Source organism: Paracraurococcus lichenis, assembly GCF_030657435.1.
GTDB lineage: Bacteria > Pseudomonadota > Alphaproteobacteria > Acetobacterales > Acetobacteraceae > Paracraurococcus > Paracraurococcus lichenis.
In genome coordinates this window covers 1-26,436 of the sequence record NZ_JAUTWS010000066.1, presented here as the reverse complement: position 1 = coordinate 26,436, position 26,436 = coordinate 1, and the positions used below count along the sequence as shown (strand labels likewise).

At 66.9% G+C, this 26,436-nt stretch carries 19 protein-coding genes; 5 read left to right on the top strand and 14 right to left on the bottom strand.

The window, feature by feature from the left end:
* Positions 1-250: hypothetical protein (locus Q7A36_RS32105; RefSeq protein ID WP_305107876.1), on the bottom strand; the 250-nt coding region annotated here is incomplete at its 3' end.
* A gap of 488 nt (positions 251-738) precedes the next feature.
* On the opposite strand from Q7A36_RS32105, the gene Q7A36_RS32100 reads away from it, so the two are divergent.
* Both Q7A36_RS32100 and Q7A36_RS32095 read left to right on the top strand, forming a co-directional pair.
* The gene (locus tag Q7A36_RS32100) at positions 739-1,815 is read left to right on the top strand and encodes an HWE histidine kinase domain-containing protein (RefSeq protein ID WP_305107875.1); all 1,077 of its coding nucleotides are present in this window, start codon (positions 739-741) and stop codon (positions 1,813-1,815) included.
* Between the two features lie 355 nt (positions 1,816-2,170).
* Positions 2,171-3,976, top strand: coding sequence for a PAS domain S-box protein (locus tag Q7A36_RS32095; protein WP_370655739.1), 1,806 nt, complete (start codon positions 2,171-2,173; stop codon positions 3,974-3,976).
* Between the two features lie 48 nt (positions 3,977-4,024).
* On the opposite strand, the gene Q7A36_RS32090 is transcribed toward Q7A36_RS32095, so the two are convergent.
* From Q7A36_RS32090 to Q7A36_RS32075, 4 genes are all read right to left on the bottom strand, one after another.
* The gene (locus Q7A36_RS32090; protein ID WP_305107874.1) at positions 4,025-5,860 is read right to left on the bottom strand and encodes a sensor histidine kinase; all 1,836 of its coding nucleotides are present in this window, start codon (positions 5,858-5,860) and stop codon (positions 4,025-4,027) included.
* Positions 5,857-9,792 (bottom strand): PAS domain S-box protein, encoded by a 3,936-nt coding sequence (locus Q7A36_RS32085; protein WP_305107873.1) that lies wholly within the window; start codon positions 9,790-9,792, stop codon positions 5,857-5,859. Before Q7A36_RS32085 ends, Q7A36_RS32090 begins: the two co-directional genes overlap by 4 nt.
* A complete protein-coding gene (locus Q7A36_RS32080) occupies positions 9,789-10,286 on the bottom strand; it encodes a hypothetical protein (RefSeq protein ID WP_305107872.1) in 498 nt (165 codons plus the stop codon). The genes Q7A36_RS32085 and Q7A36_RS32080 overlap by 4 nt, the downstream gene beginning before the upstream one ends.
* A gap of 294 nt (positions 10,287-10,580) precedes the next feature.
* Entirely contained in the window at positions 10,581-12,161 is a 1,581-nt protein-coding gene (locus Q7A36_RS32075; RefSeq protein WP_305107871.1) for a PAS domain-containing hybrid sensor histidine kinase/response regulator, read from the bottom strand.
* 362 nt (positions 12,162-12,523) lie between these two features.
* Here Q7A36_RS32075 and Q7A36_RS32070 point away from each other — a divergent pair, with 362 nt between their 5' ends.
* A complete protein-coding gene (locus Q7A36_RS32070) occupies positions 12,524-13,795 on the top strand; it encodes an ISKra4 family transposase (protein ID WP_305107870.1) in 1,272 nt (423 codons plus the stop codon).
* Here Q7A36_RS32070 and Q7A36_RS41765 read toward each other — a convergent pair whose 3' ends face one another.
* Positions 13,796-14,011, bottom strand: a complete 216-nt coding sequence (locus tag Q7A36_RS41765; RefSeq protein ID WP_370655738.1) for a SemiSWEET family sugar transporter — start codon at positions 14,009-14,011, stop codon at positions 13,796-13,798.
* A gap of 524 nt (positions 14,012-14,535) precedes the next feature.
* On the opposite strand from Q7A36_RS41765, the gene Q7A36_RS32065 reads away from it, so the two are divergent.
* Positions 14,536-15,183: a GNAT family N-acetyltransferase gene (locus Q7A36_RS32065; RefSeq protein WP_305107869.1), complete on the top strand. Its 648-nt coding sequence runs from the start codon at positions 14,536-14,538 to the stop codon at positions 15,181-15,183.
* A gap of 393 nt (positions 15,184-15,576) precedes the next feature.
* On the opposite strand, the gene Q7A36_RS32060 is transcribed toward Q7A36_RS32065, so the two are convergent.
* The 8 genes from Q7A36_RS32060 to Q7A36_RS32025 all read right to left on the bottom strand — a co-directional run bounded on the left by Q7A36_RS32060 (position 15,577) and on the right by Q7A36_RS32025 (position 25,129).
* Complete coding sequence (locus Q7A36_RS32060) at positions 15,577-16,602, bottom strand: IS110 family RNA-guided transposase (RefSeq protein WP_305107868.1); 1,026 nt, start codon at positions 16,600-16,602, stop codon at positions 15,577-15,579.
* A gap of 22 nt (positions 16,603-16,624) precedes the next feature.
* Entirely contained in the window at positions 16,625-17,239 is a 615-nt protein-coding gene (locus Q7A36_RS32055) for a transposase (RefSeq protein ID WP_305107867.1), read from the bottom strand.
* Between the two features lie 107 nt (positions 17,240-17,346).
* Positions 17,347-18,021, bottom strand: a complete 675-nt coding sequence (locus Q7A36_RS32050) for a type 1 glutamine amidotransferase domain-containing protein (RefSeq protein ID WP_305107866.1) — start codon at positions 18,019-18,021, stop codon at positions 17,347-17,349.
* 134 nt (positions 18,022-18,155) lie between these two features.
* Positions 18,156-18,569: a GFA family protein gene (locus Q7A36_RS32045; protein WP_305107865.1), complete on the bottom strand. Its 414-nt coding sequence runs from the start codon at positions 18,567-18,569 to the stop codon at positions 18,156-18,158.
* A 517-nt stretch (positions 18,570-19,086) separates the two neighbouring features.
* Positions 19,087-19,890: a helix-turn-helix domain-containing protein gene (locus Q7A36_RS32040; protein WP_305107864.1), complete on the bottom strand. Its 804-nt coding sequence runs from the start codon at positions 19,888-19,890 to the stop codon at positions 19,087-19,089.
* A 108-nt stretch (positions 19,891-19,998) separates the two neighbouring features.
* Positions 19,999-21,012: a Bug family tripartite tricarboxylate transporter substrate binding protein gene (locus tag Q7A36_RS32035; RefSeq protein WP_305107863.1), complete on the bottom strand. Its 1,014-nt coding sequence runs from the start codon at positions 21,010-21,012 to the stop codon at positions 19,999-20,001.
* A 72-nt stretch (positions 21,013-21,084) separates the two neighbouring features.
* On the bottom strand, positions 21,085-23,079 hold the full coding sequence (locus tag Q7A36_RS32030; protein WP_305107862.1) for a hydantoinase B/oxoprolinase family protein: 1,995 nt from the start codon (positions 23,077-23,079) through the stop codon (positions 21,085-21,087).
* A 4-nt stretch (positions 23,080-23,083) separates the two neighbouring features.
* The gene (locus tag Q7A36_RS32025) at positions 23,084-25,129 is read right to left on the bottom strand and encodes a hydantoinase/oxoprolinase family protein (RefSeq protein WP_305107861.1); all 2,046 of its coding nucleotides are present in this window, start codon (positions 25,127-25,129) and stop codon (positions 23,084-23,086) included.
* A gap of 125 nt (positions 25,130-25,254) precedes the next feature.
* On the opposite strand from Q7A36_RS32025, the gene Q7A36_RS32020 reads away from it, so the two are divergent.
* The gene (locus tag Q7A36_RS32020; RefSeq protein WP_305107860.1) at positions 25,255-26,148 is read left to right on the top strand and encodes a LysR family transcriptional regulator; all 894 of its coding nucleotides are present in this window, start codon (positions 25,255-25,257) and stop codon (positions 26,146-26,148) included.
* Positions 26,149-26,436 lie beyond the last annotated feature (288 nt).

Here is a 26,436-nt window from a genome sequence, read left to right as displayed (position 1 = left end):
CGATGACCTGGCGCAGCCAGTTCTTGGTCACCGCCAGCTCGAACAGCACCTCATCGTCCCGCACGGCGGGCGAGAAGGCCGCGTCCAGCGCCGCGCTGGCCTTGTGCGTCTGCTGGTAGACGAACTTGCGACTCACCCCATGCTGGTCGGCCAGGTTGCTGACGGTGTCGCAACCGGCCAGGGCCTGGATGGCGAGGTCCTTGCGGCCGCTCTCGGGCAGCTTGGCCGTTGCGCCCACACCTCGGTTCATACTCGCCTCACGGATGAAAGCCCGAGATTGCCATCACCTATGCCGGCAACGCTAATCCAGCCCCGCGTGTGACCCAGTTTCGAACCACGCCTCCCCCGACCCCGTTGAGCCAGAGCGGGAGCCTACCAGCCCTACCCCGGCCGGCCAAACAGGCCGTTTGGCGCGAACCCTGACAGAACCGTTTGGTCCAGCAGTTCGGCGCCAGCATGAATCTGACCTTCGCGCCCGAAGGCGTCGAGTTCCGCTTCGCTGCACCTATCGGTACGAGATTGACAGAAGATTAGGAGGATACCGGAGCCTCGGTAGGCATCTGCCAAGGTACATCGAGCAGGCAAGCGGCCCGCTGGGTTGACATGGCACACACCTTCCGCTCCCGATTTCCGCAACGACCGACCACATTAAGGAACCTTCAAATGCGTTTCCGGCGTTGGGGGCCGTGTTGAGGGCGGCTGCCCGTGCGCAGGAGAATGAAACGTTGCGGGTGGTCGATGACTAAGCCGAAGGTGGAAGGGGAGCGGGTTGAAGTCGGACCCGGCCAGCCTTGCGCTGAAGAGGCAGCATCGGTCTACCCCGACACCGCCTTGCTGCAAGTGGCCTACGATGCCATTGGCGAGGCAATCGTCATCACGGGGCCAGACCTCGACCCACCCAGTCCCAGAATCGAATATGTCAATGCAGGCTTTGTTCGCCTGACCGGCTATGCTCGGGAGGAGGTCGTGGGGCGCAGCCCCCGTTTCCTACAAGGCCCGAAGACTGACCGCGCCGTCCTCGACCGTCTGCGGGCAGCCTTGAAGGCAGGCGTGCCCTTCCAGGATGCGACGGTCAACTACCGCAAGGATGGTACCGAATACCTCGTCGAGTGGCTCATCACACCGGTGCGGAATGCGACCGGGCAGGTTTCGCACTGGGTAGCCGTACAGCGTGACATCACCGAACGGCAAGAGGCGGAGGACCACCTGCGCCGCCTGCTGCACGAGGTTAACCACCGGGTCAACAACACCCTCTCCGCGGTTCAATCACTGGCCGCCCAGACCCTGCGGGACGCATCCTGCGATAGCGCCGTGCGCACTGGGTTCATGGCGCGCCTGCTTGCCCTTTCCCGGGTACACCAGATCCTGGTCCAGGAACACTGGGCTGGAGCATCGCTGCGCCAGTTGGCCGAAGCACAGTTGGCCCCCTACCTCAAGGGTAAGGCGGCACAGGTCCACGTCGAAGGTCCCGAGGTGTGGCTGCGCCCAGGTGCTGCGGTGACGCTGGGTCTTGCGCTGCACGAACTCGCGGTGAACGCCGCGGCCTATGGTGCCCTGTCAGTGGCGAGTGGCCAGGTTTCGCTCTGCTGGTCTGTTGGCGCGGTCACCGGTGAGGAACGGCTGCACGTGCGGTGGACCGAAGTGGATGGCCCATCAATGCAGGCGCCGCCTACTCATCGTGGGTTCGGCACCAGGCTGCTTGAGCGCGGCCTGACCGGCGAACTGCAAGCCACGACCCGCCTGCGGTTTGAACCCGAGGGCCTGCGCTGCGACATTGACATGCCGTTGCCAGCCGTAGTTGGCGAAATGCCCTGATGCGGCGCTCGGCCTGGCCGTAGTGCACGACTTCAAACCTGCCCGGAAACCTCGTCATCCGACAGCGGCTCGCAGGCCGCGCCAGCATGGCCGGGCCTTTGGGTGAGGGCATTCCCTTTCGACCGGCATGGCTCTCGCATAAGGCGAAATCGGTGCCCATCCTGCCCAAGGCCGCTGCAACTTGGAGGCGCCTCTTGCCTGCCTACGAACCCCTGATCTTGCCCACATACTTCGGGGAAGAGTGACATTGGCCCGTGGCGAATGTCAGGAATCTGACATTTCCCGCATTTTTGGCGCAACCAGCGAGCCGGATCAGAGTTGTAGGTTCCTGATTTGGAGTTTTTTGGCCACGCCAATGATGTCGGCCGACGACGCAAAAGAGGCTAGCCGCTGGCGCCTATTGGAGGTCCTACCCACCCCCTGCCTCGTGCTACTCCCCGACGCTCCTCGATATACCGTGGTGACCGCCAATGGCGTCTTCCTGCGGATTACGATGACGGAGCACGCCGCGGTCGTCGGACATGCAGCGCATGAGGTTATCCCCGGCCTACTCAACAGCAGATCGGTTGCCGAGGACCAGGATCTCCGGGCATCACTGACGCGCGTCGTGGAGACGCAGGCGCCGGATCGCATGCCGACCAGGAGGTGCGCCGTGCGGCGGCCCGACGGGAGCTTCGAGGAGCGCCACTGGACACCGGTCAGTTCGCCAGTCCTGAACAGCCGGGGCGAGGTCGAGGCCATCATTCACCACATAGAAGACGACACCGCCACGGTGCTGCGAGAGCGCGAGGACCGCCTTCGGGCCGCGATCGAACTCAGCGCGCACATCCTCTGGACCGCCGGGCCGGACGGCCGCGTCGTCGAGATCGACCCTCGTTGGGAGACGGTCACCGGACTCGCTCGCGCCGACGCGTTGGGTGACGGCTGGATGCGGATTCCTCACCCGGATGACCGGGCGCAGATGGCGGCCGCGTGGCAGCGGGCGGTGGCGGGCGGAGAACCCTACGACGCCGACGCGCGCCTGGGCATGGTGGACGGGTCGTACCGCTGGTGGCGCGCCCGCGCCGCCCCCCGCCGTGGTGCGGACGGGCGTATCCTGCGCTGGCACGGCGTGATCGAGGACATCCATGACCGCAAGGCGGCTGAGATCGCGCTGCGCTCCGAGCGAGAGCGCCTGCGTCTGATCTTCGAGAGCGCGACCGACTACGCGATCTTCGCCATCGACCTGGACAGGCGCGTCACCTCCTGGAACGAGGGCGCACGCCGCTTGCTTGGCTGGACGGCGGACGAGATTGCCGGGAAATCCGCCGACGAGATCTATCTCCCGCAGGACCAGGAGGATGGGGCGCCCGCGCGGGAGGCTGCGAAAGCCCTGGAGAACGGGCGCGCCATCAACGAGCGCTGGCACCAGCGCAAGAACGGCTCGCGGTTCTGGGCCAGCGGCCTGCTGATGCCGCTCCGTGACCCCGAGGCAGGCCCCGGCTCACCGCCCCTCGGGCTGCTAAAGATCCTGCGGGACACCACGGAGCGCAGGCGGGCCGAGGAGCGCCGGAGGCTGCTGGTCAACGAACTGAACCACCGCGTCAAGAATACGCTGGCCATGGTGCAGTCGCTTGCCTTCCAGACGGTGCGCGGCTCGCCTGATCCGCTTTCCTTCTCCGCGGCATTTCAGAAGCGAATCATCGCCCTGGCGCATGCTCACGACCTGCTCACGCGGGAGCACTGGGAAGGCGTCGCCTTGCATGAGGTCGTCCGGGCCACCGTGGGCCTCCTCTCGGGTGGAGGCAGGGTCAGCCTGTCCCGCTGCACCTCCGCCATGATGCTGGCGCCCGGGGCCGTCCTCACGCTGGTCCTGGTGCTGCATGAGCTCGCCGCCAATGCATTGGCGCACGGGGCGCTGTCCGACGCCCGCGGGACGGTGCGCGTGGAGTGCCACGACTCTGCCGACGATGGAGGAGGGGCTGTCGTGGAATGGCTGGAGCGCGGTGGCCCTGTCGTACCGGGATCGCCCGCGCGGCGGGGCTTCGGACTGCGGCTCCTGGGAAAGGGCATTATGGGAGCCGCGGGCATGGCGGCGGAGATCAGGTTCGAGCCGGAAGGCATTCACTGCATCCTGCGCCTGCGGCCTCTTTCAGCGGGCGCGGACACGCGGCCGACCTGATGCGATCCTGGCCGAGCCTCCGTTGCTGTGGCGTCGCGCTGATCCAGGTCACAGATCGCCCGCTTCTCGGGGGACCTTGAGCCGGTACTCAACACCGTCCGGCGCGAAGGACAACGTTGCCTCTCCCTTAAATTGGTGGGGTAGACCTCGCTCCAGCAGCCGCGAGCCGAATCCGCTTTGCGCAGGCGGCTGTACCAGAGGGCCACCTCGCTCCCGCCAAAGCACTTCCAGCATGGGCGCCTGCCCGCGCTCGTTGGCCTGCGATACGGACCACGAAACCTCGACACACCCGCTTGGCGCCGAGAGTGCCCCGTACTTGGCGGCATTGGTGGCGAGTTCGTGCAGGGCCAAGACCAAGGCCTGCGCCTGGTAAGGATTCAATGTGACGTGCTCCGGACCCGCCATGGCAACGCGCCCCTCCGCCCGCCACGGCGAGAGTGCCGCAGCCGCGACTGCACCGACATCCGCGCCCTCCCAGTCCGACGCGGTCAGGAGATCATGAGCCTGCGCGAGGGTCCGCAGGCGTCCCGAAAAGTCGTGTACGAAGCGGTCGGGATCGTTGCGCGTCCCCCGCAGCGTCTGCGAGGCGAGGGACTGCACGGTGGCGAGCATGTTCTTGACCCGGTGATTGAGTTCCCGAACGAGCAGATCTCGCCGCCTCCCTGCCTGGCGGAGCTCTGCCGCGGTCTCCTCGGCTGCCCTCGCGCGTCCTTCCGCCTCGCCCCGAGCGCGGAGCGCCGATACCGACCGCCAAAGAGCCTGCCGCATTGCCTCGAACTCGACAATGCGCTCCGGCTCGGATGAGGTCGGGACGCCGCCATACAGAAGTCTGTTTGCGTCGCGGGCGAGGGCCTGCAACGGTCGGAGCAGGCGCCTGGCCAGGAGCCCAGCGAGGATGGCCGCCAACCCCAGGAGCACGATCGCCCCAACGGCGAAGCGCGCCGCCGGTCCCCGCCACTGGCCCTCATAGGGCGCATAGGGCATCGTGACCGCGACCACCCAGGAAGGCGCGCGCTCAAGCCGTTCGAAGGCGAAGACCGCTTCGTGTCCGGCCAGCGCCGTGACGCCGCGCACGATGCCGCGGTCGCGGTTGCTGGTCGCCTCCACGTACCACAAAGGCGCCGCCCGACTGAGGAACCTCGCCTGCTCTGCCGAGCGTGCCAGGACGCGGCTGCCGCCGTCAGTCAGCAGCGCGAAGCCACCCTCGTGGTCGAAGCGTTGGCGTGCCAGCAGCGTGGATAGGCGGTCTGGATTGAAGGCGAGAGCGAGGGCTCGCTTGCCTCCCGTTGACGCTCCGTCCGTGGCATGTGGCAGAGGGTACACAACGGAGATGACCGGCTGGCCGGTATTGACGCTCGTGATGAGGTCGCTCACGACGGGCTGTCCGGCTTCAAGGGCTCGCCCGATGAAGCCTTGATCCTGTGCACGTGGGAGCTCTGCGCCGAGAGGGCGAAGTGTGTTGAATACCTGCCGGGAGTCGGATTCAAGCAGGCCGACCCAGCCGCCAAAGGCGCGGCCGACCGCAGCAGCCTGGGGGTAGAAGCCAGCAAGGTCTCCACTTGCCAGGGACGGTGAGGCGGCCAGGGTTGAGAGCGCAGCAGACGCGATCTCGACCTCGCGGTCGAGCGCTGTCGCCAAGGCTTGCGCCGTGCTGGCCAGACCGGCTTCTTCAGACCGACGGTAGGCGACGCCAAGCTGCCAGATCGTCGCCGCCCCCAGCAGCAACGCCGGGGCTAGAATCAGGATCACGAGAACGACCAGGTAGGTGCGCAGGCGGACCATCCGCCCGTTGCGGCCCGGCACGGAAGCGGTATTGCCGTCGGGGTTCGCAGAGGCCGCCGATACTTGGCGCGCTGCGGGCGGCAGGGTATTTCCGTCCCTCACGCCACATCCTCGCTGATCATGGCTCGGATCCTGGTAGCAAGCGCTTCCAGGGTGAAAGGCTTGACCACGACCTGCATGCCGGGCCCGAGCGTATCGCTGCCGATGACCGCCGCCTCCGCATAGCCGGTGATGAAAAGAACCTTGAGGCCAGGCCGCCGCTGCCGTGCCACCTCTGCGAGTTGCCGACCGTTCATACCGTTCGGCAAGCCCACATCCGTCACCAGCAGGTCGATCCGCCGCTCCACCTCGAGCGCGCGCAGGGCTTCCGGCCCATCGGCGGCCTGGACGGCGCGATAGCCGAGTTCCCGGAGCACCTCGATCACCAGCATGCGGATGACCGGCTCGTCGTCCACCACCAACACCGTCTCACCAACCCCGGCCTCGATGGATGTCGCCTGCCCAACGGCGCCGCCCTCCACCGCCGCTGCCCCGATGTGGCGGGGTAGGTAGATATGCACCGCCGTGCCGCAGCCAACCTCGCTGTCGATACGGACCTGCCCGTTCGACTGCTGTGCGAAGCCATAGACCATGGACAGCCCGAGCCCGGTGCCCTGACCCAGCGGCTTGGTCGTGAAGAAGGGTTCGAAGACTCGCTCGAGCACATCGGGCGACATGCCTGATCCAGTGTCGGTGACCGAGACCATGACATATTCGCCGGGCTCAAGGCCGTGGAGGCGCGCGGCCGAGCCATCGCGCAGTGACTCGTTCACCGCCTTGATTGTCAGGTGGCCGCCGTCCGGCATGGCGTCCCGGGCGTTGATGGCCAAGTTGAGCAGCGCGCTCTCGAGTTGGTTCGGGTCGCAAAGCGTCGTCCACACGTCCGGCGACATAGCTGTTCGGACCTCAATGGCTGGGCCGACCGTCCGTCGAATCAGGTCCTCCATGGAGACGACAAGCCTCGCAACATCGGTCGGCTTGGGGTCGAGTGTCTGCCGCCGCGAGAAGGCCAGCAGGCGGTGTGTGAGCGCGGCCGCTCGGCTTGCCGAGGACTGCGCCGCATCGAGGTAGCGGTCCAGATCGCCCGTGCGGCCCTGAGCAACACGCCTGCGCAGCATCGCCAAGCTACCGATGATGCCAGTTAGCAAGTTGTTGAAGTCGTGCGCCAGGCCGCCGGTGAGTTGACCGACCGCCTCCATCTTCTGAGCCTGCCGAAGCTGCTCCTGGGCGCGCGCGAGCTCCTCTGCGGCGGCCTTCTCGGCCGTTATGTCCCGCCCCACTGCATGGATGTGGTCCTCGTCGGGAACCGCAGTCCAAGAGAGCCAATGGTAACTGCCGTCGCGGTGCCGGTAACGGTTCTCGAAGTGAAGGACGCGCTGTCCCCGCACGAGACGGCCGACCTCGGCCAGGGTGGCCTCACGATCCTCCGGGTGGACGAGGTCCGTGAAGTGGTGTCCGAGTAGGTCGGCCTCCTCCCAACCGAGGAGCATCCCCCAAGCCGGGTTCACGGCAGTGATGGTCGCGTCGAAGCGGGCGACGAGCATGACGTCAGTCGAGAGTCGCCACATGCGATCGCGGTCGGCTGTGCGCTCAGCGACGCGGGACTCCAGCTCTTCGTTTAGGTCGAGCAGAGCCTCCTCGGCCGCCTTCCGGTCGTGGATGTCGACATCGTTGCCAAGCCAGCCAGTGACCGCGCCTGCATCGTTGCGCAGTGGCACGGCCTGAATCCGGAACCATCGGTAGTCCCCGTCACGGCGACGCAAGCGGGCCTCTAAATCGTAGACCAGTCCGTGCTCGCGTGCCTCCAGCCAGGCTGTATCGAGGCGATCGGCATCCTCGGGATGGACCACCTCTGCCCAGCCGAGCGCCAGACCTTCGCCGGGTGCTTGGCCGGTGTACTCGTACCAGGCCTGGTTCAAGTAGCTCAGCGTCCCGTCCGGATGGCCGAACCAGACAATCGCGGGCGAGAAATCAGCGAGTTGCCGGAACCGCGCCTCGCTCTCGCGCAGGCGCGCCTCGCTCACGGCCAGTGCCCGCTGCGCCCGCTTGCGCTCGGTAATGTCGTGAACCACCAGAACGGCGCCAGTGACCTCGCCGCCAACTTTGATCGGAGCGTTCGAGCAGGCCACGTCGACCGTGTCACCATTCTTGCAGAAGAAGACGTCCTCGTAGCCCCGCAGCACCTCGCCGGACGTGAGCGCGCCTACGAGTGGGCACTCGGTCGCGTCGAAAGGACGGCCATCAAAGTGATGATGGTGCAGGAGGTCGTGCAGGACACAGTCCAGCAGTTCACCGCGCTCCCAACCGAACATTTGCTCGGCGGCCGGGTTGGCGAAGGTGATCCGGCCCTCGCGGTTCATGAGGAAGAGCGCCTCGGCGGCGTGGTCCGTAATGGTCGCGAGCAGGTCCTTCTGCTGGCGTATTTCGGCATCGGCGCGCAGGCGCTCCCGAACCGCAGCGACCTGCTGCGCCAGCGTGCCAAGGAAAGCGAGGTCGGCCTCGGAGAAACGATCCCGCTGTCGGGTGCCAAAGGACAGCGTCCCCAGCAACCGCCCGCCCGCGATCAGCGGGAAGGAGACGTAGGCCCGCATCCCAAGCCTACGCATGAGGTCGAGGCGCTGGTCATTGGACGACATGATGTCCGTGGCGTGCATCGGTTCGCGCGTCAGGGCGACGTGGCTGCACACGCAACTGCTGTCCACCGGAAGCCTTGCGATCCAAGCCCGGGCCTCTTTTCCGACACCCGAGGAAGACGCGAGACTCAGGCCATCGCCCCCTTCGTCCAAGACGAAGCTGAGGGAGACGTCGATGCCGAGATCCTTGGCCAGGGATTGGAAGAGCGGTCCGAGAACCTCTTCGGGTTCCCTTGCGTCGAGGAGCTTGGCCGCGGTTTCCGATACGATCTCGAGGCGACGAGCACGGGTGCGGAGCACATGCTCGTCGTGCTTTCTGCCGCTGATGTCGCGGTAGAAAACCGCGATGCCGTCGGCCGTGGGGTAGGCCCGTATCTCGAGCCAGAGGCGGTGCCGGTCCGAGACGTAATGATGCTCAAGCGCGACCGGCACGCGCTCAGTTAAGCAGCGCCGGTATGCCGCGTCGACCGGTGTCCCGACCGTGGCGGGCCAAAGGTCCCAGTGGTTGCGGCCGAGGATCTCGTCGCGAGGACGGCCGTCGAGCTCAGCCGCCTTGCCGTTGACCCGGACAACCCGGAAGTCATTGTCCAAGGCAAGGAAGGCCTCACCCATGGCCTCCAGAATGTCATTCGCGCGCGCCTCGGCGGCTCGTGTCTCGGCCTCGGCGCGGCGTTGCTCTGTGCGGTCACGCAGGATCTTGAGGAAGCCCCGGACCTCGCCGTCGACGAGCGGCATCATCATGCCGCTTGCCCAGAAGCGGGAGCCATCCTTGCGGACGTGCCAGCGCTCGTCCGCCGCCCGGCCCTGCTCAAGCGCCGTGTCCATCTCGGCGTCCTGGGCACCTGCGGCACGGTCCTCGGGCGTGAAGATGAGGGTGCCTGGCATGCCCAGGATCTCTGTCTCCTTCCACCCCAGGATGCGGTGGGCGCCCTCGTTCCAGGAAGTGACCCGTCCCGTGAGGTCCGTTGTGAAGATGGCGTAGTCGGTCGCGCTCTCCAGGATGAGGCGATGGAGCTCCGAACTCTCGCGGAATGCGGCTCGGCTCAGCCGCAGGTCGGTGTTGGCCTGGGTCAGCGCGTCATTTAGCGACGCGGCCGAGGCGAGCTCAGCCTCCGCCTCCGAGCGCGCCTGCTCGTGCAGGACTGCGGCGTCGGCTGCCGCGTCCTGCACGCGCCGCATCTCGACGCGGGCGCCCGCGAGTTCCACATCCTGGCGGACCGCGTCCTCCGACATGCGGTCGGCAGCGTTCCCTGCCCTCCTGAGCAGTTCCTCAAGCCGTCGCACCTCGATCTCAAGTTCGGCCTTGCGCCGCCGTAGCAGCCCGAGTTCGGACTCGTTCGGCACCTCGCCGGACGCACTCATGCGGTTACTCCCAGGCCCTGCTCCGTCCGCGATGCTGCCAATTGCAGGGTCCGCTCCCTCGAAAAGCCGACGACCCGCGCGGACATCATGTCCAGCACCCGATCGAGTTCGCCTCCGCCGAGCGCGCGCCGCGCTATCCACCCGGCAATCGAGCCTTCGGGGGTCTCGTCCTCGCTCTTCATCCATCCTGGTGCCGGGGCGCCGTGGCACTCGTCCCACTGGCTGTACCAGAGCCGCCAGCGCGTCCTCGCCATGTCGTCGCGCGGCAGTCCCGTGAGACAGCCCCGCGGCAGATAGCCGACGGCAACATTGGTGCAACCGAGCTCGCCCGCAGGCTGGGGCCGCATATCCCAAACGAGCACGGCATACTCCGGCCTGATGCGGCCGCCAGCGAGGTGCTCGGGGAACAACTTCAGGGTCGGGCACGTCCCGGACGCCTTGCCCAAGCCCCACCAACGCTCGGGCCAAGCCGCGACGGGCACGGTCTCGAGCATCTCGATTAGCGCCCGCAAGGCACCGCTCGGGCCTTCCCCAGCCCCGATGTCGCGCGCCCGGCGCCGCGACAGCACACCGGCATGGTCCAACGCGGCCTGCCAGACGCCGCCGAACAGCGCCTCCAGCCTCGGAACCAGATCTCCCCCGCCGACCATAACACCCCCGAAGCAGTGGGTGCGTTATAGGTTCTTCTTACCTAGGCAGGAAGCGCCTATACTGCGTAAAATCGTAACGACCGACGATGGTGCTGTGTTGGTGTGCCTTCCGCGTGATGCGGCGCCAGCCACTCCACGTCAGTGACTTCCGCGCAGTACGCGCGAAAGGCCTTCGACCGAGTAGGGCTTGTGCAGGAGCTCGAAGCCTTGAGTTCCGCTGTTGGCGAGCACGTGGCTGTAGCCGGACGTTAGGACGAAGCGCAACCCCGGCCATCGGCGGCGGACCTCCTGGCCGAGTTCGAGCCCGCTCATGCCCGGCATGACAACGTCCGAGAAGACGACGTCGAAGCGGCGCGCGTCCTCCTCCAGGAGCTGGAGCGCTGACCCTGCCTCCGACGCCCAGGTGGCTTCGTAGCCGAGATCCTCCAGCATCTGCTTGGCGAAGTCGCCGACCTGGACGTTGTCCTCCACCAGCAGAACCCTCCTCCGGCCCGCGTCCGGCGTTTCCCCTTCGGCAGGTTGGTCAAGGGGTGGCGTCATGAGGGCTGCCTCTGCCCGGGGCAGGTAGAGTGTGAAGGCGGTGCCTCGACCGACCTCGCTCTCGACGTGGAGCTCGCCGCCGGACTGCTTGGCGAAGCCGTAGGCCTGCGACAAGCCGAGCCCGGTGCCCTTGCCCACTTCCTTGGTGGTGAAGAAGGGATCGAAGATCTTCGCCAGCACCTCCGGGGCGATGCCGGTGCCGGTGTCTGACACTGAGACTGCCACAAAGGATCCCCGCGCACCCGCGTGGCTGCGGGTCGGCGGCACTGCCGAGGCCTGCCGGACGTTGAGGCAAAGGCGCCCCTCGCCGTCCATGGCATCGCGCGCGTTGACTGCCAGGTTCACCAGGGCTGTCTCGAACTGGTTCGGGTCCGCCTCCACCGCGTAGTCCACACAGTCGATGGCGGTCTCGATCTGGATGCGTGCGCCCACCAGCGGGCGGATCAGGCCAATGACGGCCTGGACCCGCTCGCCGACCGCGAAGACCTCGGGCCGCAGCGGCTGGCGCCGTGCGAAGGCCAGAAGCTGCGAGGTCAGCTTGGCCGCCCGGTCAGCGGTCTCAGCGATCGCCTCCACATAGCGGCGACGCCGGTCTTCCGGTAGATCAGGGCGCCGCAGCAGCCCGGCCGAGGAGCGGATGACGGTGAGCAGGTTGTTGAAGTCGTGCGCCACCCCGCCGGTGAGTTGGCCCATGGCCTCGAGCTTCTGGCTCTGGCGCAGGGCATCCTCCTGGCGGCGTAGCTGCTCCGCTCGGCGCGACACCTCCACCTCGAGGTGCTCGTTCAGTCGCCGCAGCTCCATCTCAGTCCGCCTGCGCTCGGTCACGTCGAGCATGGCGCCAATCATGCGGAGCGGCTCGCCACCAGGGCCCCGCACCATGTAGCCGCGGTCCAGCACATCGGCGTAGCTGCCGTCCGCCCGGAGGAACCGATACTCGTCGGACCAGCGGCTGCCAGTCCCCTCGATCACCGCGTGGATAGAGCGTTTGACACGCTCCTGGTCGTCGGGGTGGATGTGGTCGAGCCACCAGTCGCCGGACGTCACGTCGTCCTGCGGCCGATGGCTGAAGGTTTCATGTAGAGCCTCGTTCCACTCGATGCGGTTCAGTCGCAGGTCCCAATCCCAGATCGCGTCGTTGGTTGCCCGGACAGCAAGCCGGTACCGCTCGAGAGCATGCAAAGCTGTGGGGGGAGGGCCGCGCGGCCGCCTATCTGGTAAGCTCCTCGGGTATGGGGGCGAAGGAGCGACGCCGGTGCCAAAGCGGGTATGGCGGCTGACGCTGGTGGCCGAGGAGGCTGAAGGGACGACGGAGACCGAACTCGCCCGGATCGAGCGGAGCGAGGTGGGCGGGCTGGCCGATCTCGGGCTCAGCCTTGAGGAGGTGAAGCATCTCACCGCGGCATTGCAGGCCGAGATCGTGACGGCCCAAGTGGCCACGGTGGGTGAGCGCCGCCGAAGAACCCGCGAACCCAGAGCCGGCAAGGCACCAAGCCACCGCTCCGGTAAGCTCCCGACCGGCGGGAGCGAAGGGAGCGGGGCCGGTGCCGAAGCTGGTGTGGCGGGTGAAGCTGGTCGCGGAGCTGGAACCCGGGGTGGTGAGCGAGACCGAGGTGGCCCGGATCGAGCGTGACGAGGCGGCCAGCTTGGCCGATCTCGGGCTCCGGCTGGAGGAGGCGAAGCGGCTCACCGCGGCGCTGCAGGCCGAGATCGTGCCGGTCCAGGTCCGGCGGTTGCTGGTCTGCCCCTGCCATGGTCCGGGCGAGCCGAAAAGCTTCGCGGCCCTGGAGCTCGGTGGAGGTACCGTCGCGCCCGAACTCGCCTGCGTCACCGCTCGGTATGCGGCGCTGGCGCCGTTCGGCAAGGTCGCGGCACTCCTGTCCGAGCTGCTTCCGATCGGCGGGGCGGCGAACGCCGGCACGGTGCGGAACCGGACACATCGGGTCGGCAAGGAGGTAGTGCAGCCACCCATGGCTGCGGCTGCGGCCGTGACGCGGCCCGCAGTGCGGCCGGGCGGCGCGGTCGTGGTTGGGCTGGATGGCGGCTACGTGCGCGGCCGGTATCCGGAGGAGGGGCGTCACTTCGAGGTGGTCGCAGGCAAGGTGATCGATGCCGACGGCCTGCAACACCGCTTTGCCTTGGTCCGGGATGGCCAGGCGGGGTCGGCTGTGACCCTGCGACAGGCACTTGCCGCGGCAGGCGTCACCGCGGCCATGCCCGCGACCGTGCTGTGCGACGGCGATGCCGGGCTGTGGCGGCTGCAGCGCGAAGTGCTGCCGGGCGCCACGCCCGTGCTGGACTGGTGGCACGCCGCGGTGCGCTTCGAGCACGCAATCAGGGCGGGCCGCAGACTTGAGGCACCCCTCGCCAACCGTGCCGAGCGCGACCTGGAGCGGGCGAAGTGGCGCCTATGGCATGGGCGCTGGGCGGGATGCCGGGCCAAGCTCACTGCCCTGCTCCGCTGGACCAGGCGAGAGGACGTGTTTGAGGCAGCAGAGAGTGACCGCCTCCAGCGTCACGTCGCCGATCTGCTGGGCTACCTCGAGCGCAACGAGGGAGCACTGGTGCCCTACGCCGCCCGGCGCCGGCGTGGGCTGCCGATCTCGACCGCGTTCGTGGAGAGTGCAGTGAACGAGATCGTGGCCAAGCGGATGAACAAGTCGCAGCAAATGCGCTGGAGCCGGACGACGGTGCAGCCCTTCCTGGACGTCCGCACGGCGGTTCTGAACGACACGCTCGAGGCTGCCTTTCGGCAGCGCTACCCGGGCTTCCGTTCCACCGAAGGTCAGCAGCAGGCCATGGCGAAGGCAGCCTGATCAGCCCCCACGACTTTGCATGCTCTCGATGCTATTCGTGACGATCAGCGGCCACTGGCCGAGTAGCAGCCCATAGATGAGCCAGAGCAGGATAGCGAGGGTCCGGAGGGCGTACATGCCCGCCGAGAGGGCGGCCGTGTCGCGGGTGCGAATGACCTTCCACGCCTGCGGTACGAAGCTCGTGGTCGTAGCGAGGGCAGCGAGTGAGCCGACCAAGATGGCCGCGTCCAAAGCGGGTCCTCCGGGAAGCGGGGCACGTCAACCCATCGGCTGATGCCAGGTTCCCCGCCCACCGCCCGAGGTCATGTCGGGTGTATGCCCCCCAGGAGCTCCCGTCCCGGGCAAGCCGCATCTCGCCGGGACGGCACCGGTTCGCGCGGCTGCTCTCTGCGAGAGCACAGTGGGCACCGATCTGCCACCCAAAGCGCGACTGCTTCGGGCGCAGGCTGTGTGAAAACGCCGTGCCGTAACGGCAACCAGCAATTCTGATGCGCCGTCCGGCGCTACTGCGCAGCGTTCTTGTCCGTCCAGGCACTGCCGAGAAGCGGTCGTGCGCGCCTAACATCCCCGACCGCGTTTTCACACACCCTCGGCGGCTTCCGGACTTCCAGGGCCGGCTGGACAGGCAGGGGCCACTCTCGAGTAACCTAGGCGGCTCGGGCTACCGCTCTGCCGGTCGAAATCTGCTGACCGCTGCCGCCCGGTTCACTTAACCTCCGCCCCCCATGGCGAGGGCCACCTTGTTCACCGTCAACCCCTTCGACCCGCATGTCGTCAGCGCATCCGAGTGGGCCGCCTTCCACCGCATGCGCGCGCTGCTCGCCGCCGACACTGCACCGGGCGAACCGATGCCGTCCAACGCTGACTTCGAGCACGACGCCCGCAGGGAGAGGCCTCTGTTCGAGACCCGCCGCTTCGTTGCCTGGGCCGGCGACGAAGCCGTGGGCGTGCTGGGTATCGCTTTCCGCCGCCAGGGTACGCCCAACTACGCCGACCACGCGCCATTCTGTTATGTCTGGGGTGGTGTGGTGCCGGCTTGGCGGCGGCGCGGCGTGGCGCGCGCGCTACTGCGGCCTCTGCTGGTTTTCCTGCAGGAGCTTGACAAGACCACTGTCACCATCGACACGCAGCTGCCCTCGGGTCACGCCTTTCTGACAGCCATCGGCGCGGTGGAGAAACACCGGATGGTCCAGAACCGCCTACCATTCGCCAGGCTGGACTGGGCCGAGCTGGCCAGGTGGGAAGCCGCCACGCCACCGGAGCTGATCTGGGAGGTGCATGCGGGCGCGGTGCCGCTGAACCGGCTGGCGGCGCTGCTGCCGCGGTTCACGGCGCTGTTCGACCGTGTTGCATGGATAATTTTGTTCATATTCAATAGTTTGTACTAAGCTCGCAACCGAAACCTTTGGTCAAATTCGGCCATTTCAGGGAATTTCTCTGCAATTGCGAGTGAATCGCACTCAGCTTAGGCCGTCAAGTCTCTGATTATAATGGCTTATTTCTCTGTCTCTTTTTTGGATCCGTGCAACATCTGTGGACGCCCCCTTCTGGGCAAGGGAAAACTGCGGGAGTGCGGTGACGCGTAGTCGGATGCTGCCATCTGTCCGGCCTCTATCGCGGCCATGGACCGCCGGCCTGCATGGGAGTTCGCGGAGCGGGTCCAGATCAAAGTGGCGTACTCGAGGTACGTTGTTGCACACTGGTTGTCCCGATCCCGTCTCGCCGACTGTTGCGCCATGTCCTCCGTTCGCTCGCCCTACGCCTCGGTGGCCGCGGCGGGCCTACGCCGCCACGGCCGGAGCCTTGTACGTTCCGCCCTTCACCAGCAGGGCCCAGACGATGCGGGCCGTCTTGTTGGCCAGCGCGGTGGTGACCAGCATGCGCGGCTTGCGCGCGAGCATCTGGGCCAGCCACGAGCCCGGCGCCGCCCCGCGGTGAACGGCCCAGCGCACCACTGCGCTGGCGCCCAGGATGAGCAGGCGGCGGATGGTCCGCTCGCCCATCTTCGAGATGGCCCCGAGCTTTTGCTTGCCGCCGGTTGATCTCTGCAGCGGGGTCAGCCCAAGCCAGGCCGCGAAGTCCCGCCCGGCCCGGAAGCCCTCCGGTGCTGGCACCAGGGCGATGATCGCGGTCGCTGCAATCGGGCCGATACCCGGGATCGTCATGAGCCGCTGAGCGACAGGGTCGTCCTTCGCGCGCCGGCCAATCTCGGCATCAAGGTCGTCGATCTGCTTCCCGAGCGCCTCGATGCTGTCGATCAACACCTGCAGGATGCCTCGTGCAGCCTTCGGCACTGACGATGTCTCGTCCTTGACCAGAGCAACCAGCCGGTCAACGTGGTCGGTCCCCTTCGGCACGACATGGCCGTATTCGGTCAGGTGCCCGCGCAGCGCGTTGATGCACTGCGTCCGCTGCCGCACCAGCAGGTCGCGGGTCCGGAACACCAGGGCGTTCGCCTGCTGCGTCTCGGTCTTCACCGGCACGAAGCGCATGCCCGGCCGCTGCGCCGCTTCGCAGATCGCCTCGGCATCGGCCGCGTCGTTCTTCTGCCGCTTGACGAAGGGCTTGACGTAAGCCGGCGGGATCAGCCGCACCGTGTGGCCCAGCTTACTGATCTCTCGCGCCCAGTGGTGTGCGCCGCCACAGGCCTCCAGCGCCACGACACATGGCGCCTGTCGCGCAAAGAACTCGAGCACCTTGGCCCGTACCAGGCGCTTGCGGAACACCACATGCCCAGCCGCATCAGCACCGTGCGCTTGAAACACGTTCTTCGCTACGTCGAGCCCGATCGTGCTAGCCTCTCCCATGGACGCCTCCCCTGGTGGTTGCTCAACACCTCCACCTTGGCACATCGATGCCGTCGGGGGGCGTCCACACCATCAAGGTGGCCTGGAGCACCAGTTGCCGGCCCCAGTCGGTGAGCTTCTTGTGGCGCAGCCCGCGCTCGCGGCAGTACCGCTCCGAGGGCGCGAGGGCGGTCAGGAACGGCAGCGCCCAGACCCGGCCGGCCCAGGAGATCGGCACCAGCAGCATGAGGCTGAGCCAGCGCAGGCCGGTGGCCTTGACGAAGTGGCCGTGGCTGGAGCGGACCGGATCCCGGTAGATACCCTTCGCACTGATGCGCTTGCCGCGCCGGCGCTCGATGGTGTCGTCGAGCCCCAGCAGCACCGGCCCGGACGGCGCGAAGGCATCCAGCAACAAGCCAAGCAGCACCTGTGCCGCTGCCCGGCCATTCCAGGCGGCCCGGCTTAAGACACGGTGGTAGTTGACGAAGCGCCGATCCTGGCTGCGCCCGGTGATCCGGAGAATGCCGGTCACCGTCCGTCGGCCCGGTGCCAGGATAGCCCCGACCAGCAGAACCTGGGCATGCCGCCAGGTCCGTTGCAGAAAAAGTGGCGCGAAGCACAGGATCACGGCTGCGAAGCGGCTGGGCAGGTGCAGCATGGCTGTCGCCCTCAGCAGAGGGCGTTCCAACTCGCCGCCGCGTCAGCCTATCCATCCGCTGCCGCTACGAAAACTTGGCCAAAGTCGAGCTTAGAACCAAGGCCGCTTCAAGCGATTCTTTTGAGTGCTGCAACCAGTTCTTTTGCCATCGGGCCGGCAGAGGCCGGGTTCTGGCCGGTTATGAGGCGGCCGTCGACAACCACCTTTGGCTGCCAATTTTCCGTCGAGGAATAGTCTGCACCCTCTGCCCGAAGCGCATCCTCCAACTCGTAAGGAACATCGTCGCGGGCATAATCAAACTCTTCTTTTTTTGAGAAGGCGGTGAGTTTTTTGCCCCGCACGAATGGAATTCCATCCCCGAGATCCACCCCAAGAAGCGAGCAAGGACCATGACAAACGGCGGTCACAAACTTGCCGGTGTTCCACGAACGGACGACGGCGTTCTGCACATCTGCATTGCGCGCGACATCAACCATCGGTCCGAGACCACCGGGAACCAAAATCGCATCATAGTCCGCAGCATCGATCTCGGACAACTTGCGACTCCGATTTAATCGGCGGAACGCCTTGCTTTCAAGAAACTTCTTCTGAGCCTGATCCTTCTCGTCATAAGCATCGTAGGGTGTCCACCCACCAGCGACGGAAGCGAATTCAACGGCAACTCCCGCTTCGTCAAGCACTTCGAACGGGTGGGCAACCTCGGCAAAAAAGAATCCAGTCTTACGATTGTGTGGCCCGATGGTAGCTGCATTGGTGACAATGAACAGAACATGCTGGGTCATGGCGCTGCTCCTGCTCTGGCTGTCAAACAGTTGGGAATATGGTGCGAAGTCGTGACCCAACTTTCGCCGTCGACGATTGCAATAACGGTGCAGCCCAGAGCCGTTTTGGCTTTGGTCGAAGCGGGTCGGCTCGACTAGTAAGGCATATCGGAGAACTCGGGCAAGCCCAGCGGCTTCACCCAGGGAAGGCGTCGCTTTACGAACATCTCCAGCTTCGGAGTAATCATTTCGGGGTGGTCAAGACTGCCAAGTTGAACGAATACTTGGCCTGGAAAGTTGTCCAGATTGCTTGTGAACACACGTGAGCCACAGTTGGGGCAAAAGTTCCGATCCAGCTTGCCGCCTGAGTCCGCGACATAGTGGTAGGGCTTGGGTTCTCCGGTCAGAACTGTAAAGTCTTCGGCGGGAACGCCGAACCAAGTAGCGGCCTCTCCACCGGATGCCCGTTTACAGTCGAGACAATGACAAACAGCAATGAAGTCCGGGTCTGTATCGAATTCGAATCGAACGGCGCGGCAGGCGCACTGACCTGTATATTTTTTGGCCATGTCTAAGCTCCTTTTACACTGGCTGTGTAGAGGGGCGCAGCACGAGCGCTGCAGATGGATAGCCGAGCACAACGAGATACTTCATTGTAGTAAGGGTAATGCAATACCGCCGAGCGTCGCAGTCGGGGCAGATATTGCAGTCGGACGCCGTACTGAATGCGGCGATGTAGTACCGCCCATCGATGTGAACTTTGTCTCAGGCACTGTGAAGAATGTCGCCGTCTCGCCGCAGCAGGTCTTCTTGCAGTAGAATCAATGACAACTGGCGATGCGGTCACGCTCGAAGGTAACAACACTGCAGGCGCAGCAGCCTGCAGATTGTTGTTCATCTGTTTCCCTTGTTTCATGCCCGCGCCTGCGCAGAATCCTCGTCCCCTTCTCGCTCAAATGGCCGTAGCCGCCGCCTCCGGCGCTTTGATGCAGAACAATACAGGTGGAGCGCCAAGCTGCACGCGCCTGTCGTGCGCTTCTCTATGCCGGATGTGCTCATCGCGATAAATTATTGTTCTCGTTGCGGTTAGATGGAATTGCGGTAATGGCCGGGTGTAACACCCATAACGCGGCGGAAGGAGCGCACGAAATTCGACTCCGAGGAGAAGCGGCATTCGTAGGCCAGTTCGGTGATCGAGCGCCCCTGCGCCAGGCCGGCCTTCGCCCATTCCAGTCGCCGCTGTCCAATATAGCGGCTGGGTGACTGGCCTGTGGTGGCCTTGAACATGCGGGCGAAGTGGAAGCGGCTCAGCATCGCGGCTGCGGCCAACTCTTCCACGGTGAGATCGGCGTTGAGGTTCGCGTCGATGTAGTCGATGACATGGCGCAGGCGCCGGGCGTCGAGCCCCCGGCCCCGGCGGGCTTCGCCCGCTGGGTTGGCGCGCAGGCTCGAATAACTGCTCAACAGCCGCACCGCGAGGCTGTCCGCGAGAGTCTCGACCAACAGGTCGCCGCAGGAGGTTTCGTGCCGCAACTCGGCCAGCACGGCCTCCGCGATCTGCGCGATCAACGGGTCGCGGAAGCCGGACTCGTAGCGAACCGCCTCGGCGGTGAAATCCTGCGAGGTATGCTTGGCGAGCGCCAGGAAGGGGTTCGGCAGCAGATACATGTGCAGCACCTCGTCGATATCGGCCGCGATGCGGATGAAGTCCTCCGGCAGCCCAGCCGGGCAGAGCCAGACCGTTCCCGGCAGCGCGGTGACCCGTTGCACCATATCGCTCGCCTTCCGGGTGACGACGGAGGCACCGCGGACCTGCACGGCGATCTCGGTGAAGGAGGGGACATAGGCGGGAATCTCGCCGGCCGCGTGCGATCGCAACTCGGCGAACATGCCGCGCCAGCCCCGGCCTGTGGAGCACAGGATGACGGGGTGGCCGCTAAACTTCTCCGGCCCGTGGCCCCTGACCGGCGCAGAAGCGACCATGTCGGCGCCCTTGTCCTAATCCGCCTGGGCGCCCGAGGCCCGCACCAGCGGCCCCCATTCCTCGACCTCGCGGGCGACGAAGGCGCCGAAGCGGCCGGGCGTCCAGCCGCGCATCGGCGGCATGCCCATCTCGTCCAGCCGCTGCCGAACGGCCTCATCCGCAAGCGCGAAATCCACCGCAGCGGCCATGCGATCGACCACCGGGCGCGGCGTGGCGGCGGGACCGAAGAAACCGAACCAGGAATAGGCCTTGTAGCGCGGCACGCCGGCCTCGGCCATGGTGGGCACCTCTGGCATAAGCGGCGACCTCTCCTCCGCGGTGACGAAGAGGCACCGCACCGTGCCGGCCTGGTGATGCGGCAGCAGCAGCCCGTAGACGTCCTGGATGAACTGCACCTCGCCCGTCACCAGCGCATTCACCGTCTGCGCCCCGGCGCGATAGGGGATGTGCTCGACCTGCGCACCGATGCGCGTAACGAAATTGGCGCTGGCCAGATGCCCGGCCGAGCCGATGCCGTTCGACCCGTACTGATACTGGCCAGGGTTGGCGCGCAGGGCCGCGACCAGCGCCTCGGTCGTGCGCACGTCCCAGCCCTTGGCGGTGACGGCAAGCGTCAGCGGAACGAAGACGCTGGGCGCGATCGGCGCCAGGTCGCGCAGCGGGTCGTAGGGCAGGTTGCGGTGCAGTGCGGGCGCCATGCCGGTGGAGGCGAGGGTGGCGTGGACGAAGGTGTGCCCGTCCGTCGCCTTGGCGGCGAATTCCGTGCCGACCGTGCTGCCGCCGCCGGCCCGGTTGTCGACGATCAGCGGCTTGCCGAGGAATTCGCTCATGCGGGGCGCCATCACCCGCATGACGAGATCGGTGCTGCCGCCCGCGCCATAGGGCACGACCATACGCAGCGGCTGGCTCGGCCAGCCTGCGCCGCTGCCGGGCTGGGCCAGGGCGGGTGCCGCCAGCCCGCCGGCGGAGAGGGCGAGCAGCCCACGCCGCGACAGGCCTCGGCCCAGATTCAGTCGGAAGTCTCGCATGCTTTCATCGCCTTCGATGGGGTCGAGAAGCCGTGCCGACGGGTTGTCCCGTACTGTCTTGGGCCGAGTGGCCTATTCCGCGGCGAGCAGCGCCGGTGGTCGCCGCAAGGCCCGCAGCTGCGGCAACTCGTCGAGCAGGCCCTGCCACGCGGCCTGCACCGCGGCGCCGCCACCTTCCGTCACGCGCTCCATCAGGCGGCGCTTGACGAAATGGCGCCAAGGGATCGGCAGCGCGGCGAGGATCTCCGTCATCGCCGCATAGGCCGCGCCGTCCCATATGAGCTCGAAAGCCTCACGCTCCGGCCCGAAGCGGAAATGCCTGTCCGACGCACGGCGCGGCCCCGCACGTCGGGCCGCTGTCGCCGCGGCATCCACCGCACCGTCGCGGATCACCACGCCATACTCGGCCGCCGCTGCCACGGCGGTGACATAGCCGCAGACGACATCGCGCAGCACGCGCTCCGGCTCGCGGGCGAAGGGGTCGCCGCGGCCGCCGCCGCCGGGCGAGGTGATCGAGACGACATCGCCGGGGTCGAGGGTGAAGGTGTCGATGTTGTTCAGCACCCGCTCCCCCGGCCGGCCCGGATTGACCGTCATGCGCGAGGGCGCGCCCGGCCCGCCGCCGAGGATACCCCAGGGACGGAACCGGCAGCGGTCGCGGTTGCGGGCGGTGACGCGGGTGCCGGGGGTGAGGGCCTCGAAATCCATCCGCGTGGCAAGGCCGCCGCGCCAGCGCCCGGCGCCACCGGAATCTCCGGCCAGGCCATAATGCCGGAAACGGATCGGCACCTCCGCCTCGGTGATCTCGATAGGCGTGTTCTTCAGGTAGCCGGCATCGGCGCCCGAGCCATCGGTGCCATCGCCATGCGGCATGCCGCCGCCGCCGCCGACCACGGGATTGATGGCGGCGATCATCGCCTCGCCATGCCGGTCGTCATACGTCATGACGTTGACGATGGAGGAGGACCCCGCCGGCGCCGCCGGCATGCGCTCCGGCATCGCCAGGCCGAAGACGCCGAACATCAGGCTGCGCAGCCGGGCACAGGTCAGCGACCGCATGCCGACGGCGGCCGGCGATTGCGGGTTCACCACCGTGCCCTCGGGCAGGATGCAGGTGAAGGGCCGCGTCAGCCCGTAATTCAGCAGGATGTTCGGGTTGAGCGAGTAGAGCACGTAGTAGATGCCGACCAGCAGCAGCGTATGCCGCGGATTGCCGCCGGTCGGCAGGTTCATCGAGGCGGCGAGCTGCGGGTCGCTGCCGGTGAAGTCGAGCTCCGCCGCGCCGCCGCGGACGCGCAGCGTGACGGCGAGGCGCACGGGATGGCCCCCGGGCCCATCCTCGTCGGCGAAGTCGGAGAAGCGGTACTCGCCATCCGGGATGGAGCGCAGGATCTCCCGCGCCTGGTGCTCGGCGTAGTCGAGCAGGCCGGCAAAGCCCTCGGTCAGCGTCTCGACGCCGAAGCGCGCGATCATCTCGCGCAGCTTGCGCTCGCCGGTGTTGAGGGCGCCGACGAAGGCCTTGAGGTCGCCGAGATTCTGCTCCGGCTTGCGCACGTTCAGCAGCATCACGTCCAGCAGCTGCTGGTTCAGCTCGCCGCGCTTGTAAAGGAAGGTCGGGCGGAAGCGGATGCCCTCCTGATGCACCTCGGTCAGCGTGCGGGACAGGCTGGCGGGCACCGCGCCGCCCATATCCGTGTTGTGGATATGGCCGGAGACGAAGCAGACCAGCCGCCCCTCATGGAAGACCGGCTTCCACATGTGCAGGTCCGGCACATGGGTGGCGAGATAGCCGGAATAGGGATCGTTGGTGAGGGCGATGTCGCCGGGCTCGTAGCCGTCCAGCATGGCGATGGCCTTGCCGTAGTCGAGGCCGGGGTACCAGGTGGCGCCGAGATCCATCGGCACGCCGACCGTCCGGCCCGCGGCGTCGAGGACCTGGATGGTGAAGTCCTCCGTCTCCTTCACGAAGGTCGAATGCGCCGTGCGGTACAGCGTGTAGGCCATGTTCTCGGCCGCGGCGCGGCAGTGGTTGGCCAGGATCTGCAGCGTGACCTTGTCGATCGGCATGGGTTCACTCCGCCATCAGGTCGAGGATGAGGTTGCCCATCGCATCCACATGCGCGTGGAAGCCGGGCGGGATGCAGCTGGTGGTATCGTCCTGCGCCACGACGCAAGGGCCGGCGAGGCGCTGGCCCGGGGCGAGCGCGGCGCGGCGGTAGAGCGGCACCTCGTGCCAGCCGCCGTCGAAGAAGACGCGGAGATTGCGCTCCGCCACCGCATCGCCGATGCCGGCCCGCAAGGGCTGCATGGCCGGGCGCGACGGCGAGCCGGCCATCACCAGGCGCAGGTTGACGAGCTGCACCGGCGCCTGGCGGTCGCAGAAGTCGTAGCGGGCCTCGTGCGCGCGGTGGAAGGCCTCGGCGAGGGCGCCGACATCGCCGTCGCGCAGTGCGTCGGCCGGCAGCGCCACCTCAATCTCGAAGGACTGGCCATGGTAGCGCATATCGGCGAACCAGCTTGCGCGCGCCGGCCCGTCGAAGCGCTGCTCCTCGCGCAGCCAGGCGAGGCCCTGCCGCTCCAGCGCCGCCGCCGCCTCCGCCAGCCGCACGGCCTCGGCGCCCGAGAGCGTGCAGAACAGCGTGCGGATGAAGTCGTTGCGCAGATCGGCCACCAGCCCGCCGAGCGCGCTGACGACGCCCGGCCGCGCCGGCACCATGACGCGGCGCATCTCCAGTTCGCGCGCCAGGAAGCAGCCGAGCATCGGGCCGGCGCCGCCGAACGTCAGCAGGGTGAAGTCGCGCGGATCCACGCCGGAGCGGGCGACCAGCTTGTTGACCTCGACATACATGCTGGAGACGGCAATGCGGATGATCGCCTCCGCCGCCGCCTCGGTGGAGAGGCCCATCGGCCGTGCCACGGTGTCGATGGCGGCGCGGGCCAGCGCGGCATCGGGGCGCAGCGCGCCATAGGCCAGCTCGTGCTGGCCGAGGAAGCCGCAGGCGGCGAAGGCGTCGGTGATGGTCGGCCGCGTGCCGCCGCGCCCGTAGCAGGCCGGCCCGGGGTCGGAACCGGCGCTCTCCGGCCCCACCTTCAGCACGCCGAACTCGTCCACCCAGGCGATGGAGCCGCCACCCTCGCCGATGGAGGTGACGGAGACGCTCGGGATGTAGAGCGGCAGGTCGCCGATCTTCTCGCCCAGGCCGAATTGCGGCTCGCCGTCGATGACCAGCGCCACATCGGCGCTGGTGCCGCCGATATCGAGGGTGATGACGCGGTCCAGCCCCGCCTGCCGCGCGAGATAGGCGGCGCCGATGACGCCGGAGGCGGTGCCCGAGAGGACCATGCTGACGCAGTCGCGCCGGCCCTGCGCGGCGGACATCACCCCGCCATTGCTCTTGGTAACCAGCGGCTCCGCCGGCACGCCACGCGCCCGCAGCCCGCCGATGAGGTTGTCGAGATAGTCGCGGACCTTGGGATGCACGTAGCCGTTGATGAGCGCGGTGGTGGTGCGCTCGTATTCGCGGATCACCGGCCAGACCTCGGTGGAGCGGAAGACGAAGAGCCCCGGTGCCGCCTCCGCCACCAGCGCGGCCGCCGCCTCCTCCTGCTCCGGGTTGCGGTAGGCGTTGAGCAGGGCGATGACGATGCCGTCCACGCCCCTCGCTTGCGCGGCGCGGGCGGCCCGGCGCACGCCCTCGGCATCGAGCGGCGCCTCCACGGAGCCATCGGCCAGCACCCGGCCACCGACGCCGAAGACGCAGTCGCGCGAGACCAGCGGCGCGCCGCGGCGGGAGAACAGGCTATAGGCCTCTGGCATCCGCAGCCGCGCCAGCTCCACCACATCCTCGAAGCCGGCGGTGGTCAGCATCGCCAGCCGCGCGCCCTTGCGCTGGATCACGGTGTTGATGCCGACGGTGGTGCCATGGACGAAGCTGGTGATCGCCTCCGGCCGCACGCCATGCCGCTCCTCCAGCAGCTCGAGGCCGCGCAGCAGCTCGGCGCCCGGCGTCGCCGGCGTGGTCAGCACCTTGAGGCTGTGCAGCTCCGCGGCCGCCTCGTCCCAGAGGCAGAAATCGATGAAGGTGCCGCCGATATCGACGCCAACGCGAAAGCTCATGCCGATCCATCCCGTTGCTGGCCGCAGGCAGGGCGCCGCGGCACGAGATAGTTGCGGCAAGCCGCGCCAGCGATCCACATCAAACCCGTGCAAACTCCATAACCGGCAGTTATGATGCTCCGGTCATGAATGCGCGCCAAATCGAGATCTTCCACGCCGTGATGCGGACCCGCAGCGTAACCGGCGCCGCAGCTTTCCTCGGCATCTCCCAACCCGCGGTAAGCAAGGCCCTTAGGCTGGCCGAGCGGCAAGCAGGGCTTCGCCTGTTCCAGACGGTGAAAGGCCGATTGCTGCCGACGCCGGAAGCACAGCGCCTGCTGCCTGATGCGGAGCGCATCGTGAGCGAGATCGCGGCCTTTGCTCGTTTGACCGGCGAGGTCCGAAGTGGCGGTGCAGGGCTGGTGCGGGTCGCGGCGTCGTCATCCCTGTCAATCACGCTGATGCCGAAAGCGGTCGCGCGCTTTCACCGCCGCCACCCAATGGTGCGACTTGCTTCCGACATGCTGCCGGCGCGGGAAACGGCCCAGGCGGTGTTATCGGGTCAGGCCGACCTTGGTCTTTGCCTGTCGCCGGCGCCGATCCCGGGTTTGGCCGTTCGCACGCTGCCTGGCCCGCGCATGATCTTGGTTGCGCCGGAGGGGCATCCGCTGTTGCGGAAGCGCCGCGTGCAGCCTGCCGATGTCCTGCCCTATCCGCTAGTGTCCTATGGCTCGGACACCTATTTCGGCCAAGTGCTCGATCAGGCCTTCGCTGCAGTCGGGCTGGCCCGGGAGGTGACGCTGCACATCACAATGAGCATGTCCGCGCTGAGCCATGTTCGCGCTGGGGCCGGCGTGGCAGTTGTCGATGGATTCATCCGGCATATCGGCCTGCCGGGGCTTGGGCTCGGATGGAGGGCTTTCGACCCGTCCATCATGTTGCCGGTGACCTTGATGACGCCCGAGACGGGTGGCGTGCCACAGCTCGCTCACGCCTTCATCCAGGTCCTATCAGCTGAACTGGATGAGATGTCGGCATGATACTCCTCCTTTCCCTTCGCTTGCCCGGTTGTTATCTCCTATATTGAAGGCTGCATAGAAATTGCCGGTATCCATATCGACATAGGATATGGATAGCCCCTTCTCACGAAGCGGCTTTACCGCCCTGGGTCACGACTTTGCTGTGTTGATCACGAGCGACAGCGTTCCCACCAAGACGAGGCTGGCCGCCCAGATTGCATCCAGGTTGAACCAAGTTTGCGACACGATCTTCAGCCCAAGGTGTCGATATACCAGCCACGCAAGGAGCCCGCCGACGGCCATCATTGC

Excerpts from the sequence above, each read along its gene's own strand:
- Q7A36_RS32100 (WP_305107875.1), top strand. The coding sequence starts at position 739 with ATGACTAAGCCGAAGGTGGAAGGGGAGCGGGTTGAAGTCGGACCCGGC.
- Q7A36_RS32095 (WP_370655739.1), top strand. The coding sequence starts at position 2,171 with ATGATGTCGGCCGACGACGCAAAAGAGGCTAGCCGCTGGCGCCTATTG.
- Q7A36_RS32085 (WP_305107873.1), bottom strand. The coding sequence starts at position 9,792 with ATGAGTGCGTCCGGCGAGGTGCCGAACGAGTCCGAACTCGGGCTGCTA.
- Q7A36_RS32080 (WP_305107872.1), bottom strand. The coding sequence starts at position 10,286 with ATGCTCGAGACCGTGCCCGTCGCGGCTTGGCCCGAGCGTTGGTGGGGC.
- Q7A36_RS32060 (WP_305107868.1), bottom strand. The coding sequence starts at position 16,602 with ATGGGAGAGGCTAGCACGATCGGGCTCGACGTAGCGAAGAACGTGTTT.
- Q7A36_RS32055 (WP_305107867.1), bottom strand. The coding sequence starts at position 17,239 with ATGCTGCACCTGCCCAGCCGCTTCGCAGCCGTGATCCTGTGCTTCGCG.
- Q7A36_RS32050 (WP_305107866.1), bottom strand. The coding sequence starts at position 18,021 with ATGACCCAGCATGTTCTGTTCATTGTCACCAATGCAGCTACCATCGGG.
- Q7A36_RS32045 (WP_305107865.1), bottom strand. The coding sequence starts at position 18,569 with ATGGCCAAAAAATATACAGGTCAGTGCGCCTGCCGCGCCGTTCGATTC.
- Q7A36_RS32040 (WP_305107864.1), bottom strand. The coding sequence starts at position 19,890 with ATGTTCGCCGAGTTGCGATCGCACGCGGCCGGCGAGATTCCCGCCTAT.
- Q7A36_RS32035 (WP_305107863.1), bottom strand. The coding sequence starts at position 21,012 with ATGCGAGACTTCCGACTGAATCTGGGCCGAGGCCTGTCGCGGCGTGGG.
- Q7A36_RS32030 (WP_305107862.1), bottom strand. The coding sequence starts at position 23,079 with ATGCCGATCGACAAGGTCACGCTGCAGATCCTGGCCAACCACTGCCGC.
- Q7A36_RS32025 (WP_305107861.1), bottom strand. The coding sequence starts at position 25,129 with ATGAGCTTTCGCGTTGGCGTCGATATCGGCGGCACCTTCATCGATTTC.
- Q7A36_RS32020 (WP_305107860.1), top strand. The coding sequence starts at position 25,255 with ATGAATGCGCGCCAAATCGAGATCTTCCACGCCGTGATGCGGACCCGC.